At 40.2% G+C, this 1,473-nt stretch carries 3 protein-coding genes; all 3 read left to right on the forward strand.

Annotation, left to right across the window (positions count from 1 at the left end):
- The first annotated feature begins 256 nt into the window (after positions 1–256).
- Positions 257–535: a hypothetical protein gene (locus tag H5181_RS20235; protein WP_182751886.1), complete on the forward strand. Its 279-nt coding sequence runs from the start codon at positions 257–259 to the stop codon at positions 533–535.
- Between the two features lie 76 nt (positions 536–611).
- Complete coding sequence (locus H5181_RS20240; protein WP_182751887.1) at positions 612–992, forward strand: VOC family protein; 381 nt, start codon at positions 612–614, stop codon at positions 990–992.
- A gap of 104 nt (positions 993–1,096) precedes the next feature.
- Positions 1,097–1,333 carry a lysozyme inhibitor LprI family protein gene (locus tag H5181_RS20245; RefSeq protein WP_182751888.1) on the forward strand — a complete coding sequence of 79 codons (237 nt, stop codon included), beginning with the start codon at positions 1,097–1,099 and terminating at the stop codon, positions 1,331–1,333.
- Positions 1,334–1,473 lie beyond the last annotated feature (140 nt).

Below are 1,473 nucleotides of genomic sequence, written 5' to 3' on the forward strand. Positions count from 1 at the left end.
TTGCCATTCACTAGTAGTTAACGTTTAATAACAGTATGTTATTCTCTAATTAATAAGAGTAACGGTGACCTTCCTACAGAGGACTTTCACCTCATTAGTTCATGCCCATGCTGGGCGTACACAAGCACTTCAAACGGAACAAAAACAGTTGGTTAGGTTCCGCTTCGCTTCACATTATAACCAACTGTTTTTGTCCGCTTAAGTGGGCGTTATGCGCTTTCGCTAATGTCACTCTTTCGTATAGAAGGTTGTATTAATGTACAAAAAGTTTATTAACGTAATATTCAATGCTACAGATGCTTTTAATAAAGAGTGGCACGCAAATATAGAAAGAAATGTTATAGAGGCATCAAGGCAGTTTCATACAAATGAAGAAATATCACTTGAAGAGCGAGACAAAAATACTAAGCAAATGCGAGAGTTCTATTATGCTCGAATGTCAAATTCGTCGAATTTCTTGATAGCACTGTCTAGTTTCTTTATTTCTTCTACGGCATTGATTGTTGCAATAATAGCGCTTGGTAATGGCGCATAACAAGCAAAGACAGCATCGCCACTTCGTGGCTGGACGGCTTCGCCGCCGCTTTGGGCGTTATGCTCTTGGAGGATAGATGGAACTTAATCAGGTCACTTTACACGTTAAAAATATGGAAGATGCTGTTCAGTTTTATCTAAAGCTGGGCTTCACTCAAATTGTTGATACACCCCATTATGCTCGTTTCTCTTGCCCAGAAGGCGATTCTACCTTTTCTCTTTCTCTCGAAAACGATAAATTTGAAAATCATTCAGTTATCTATTTCGAGCACGAAGACCTTGAAGAACTATGTGAAAACCTAGCACAAAAAGGTATTGTCTTTGAACAAGAACCAACAGAACAGCGTTATCTTTGGAAAGAAGCGATAATTAAAGATCCGTCTGGTAATAAAATAAAGCTTTATTGGGCTGGTGAAAATCGTTTAAACCCACCATGGAAAGTAGACAAACGTGCATAACAAGCGCCTTATGTTCACCCAACAAGTTGGGCTTGGACAATTACTCGCTGCAACTTCATTGCAAAACACTCATAATCGCCGTATCGGCGGGCGTTAGGGGAACTATGCACTGGAAACTAGCGGCAACAAGCGGTGTGTTTTTTGCTCTCGTTAGCATCACCACTGCATCAGCCAAATCCGGTAACCCGTGCAATGCTTCCAATACCGAAGCAGAAATGTACGAGTGCTTCAACTTGGAATTAAGAAAATCAGACTCCGAACTAAATATTTCGTATAAAACCCTCATTGTCAGATACAAAGAAAATGGTTCGCCGTCAGGCTCAAAAATAGAAACACAATAATTTAGTGGGGTCAGGGTCTGAGGGATCCCCACGAATTTAATAGGATGCTTGTGGGTCCCTTACTAAATTTTGAAGCATCTTAATTGCTGACATCCAATGCCATTTCAACAGCTTCAAATTCTTATCCTTGTAGGCTCTCA

The organism is Shewanella sp. SG44-2 (assembly GCF_014164215.1).
GTDB classification, from domain to species: domain Bacteria; phylum Pseudomonadota; class Gammaproteobacteria; order Enterobacterales; family Shewanellaceae; genus Shewanella; species Shewanella frigidimarina.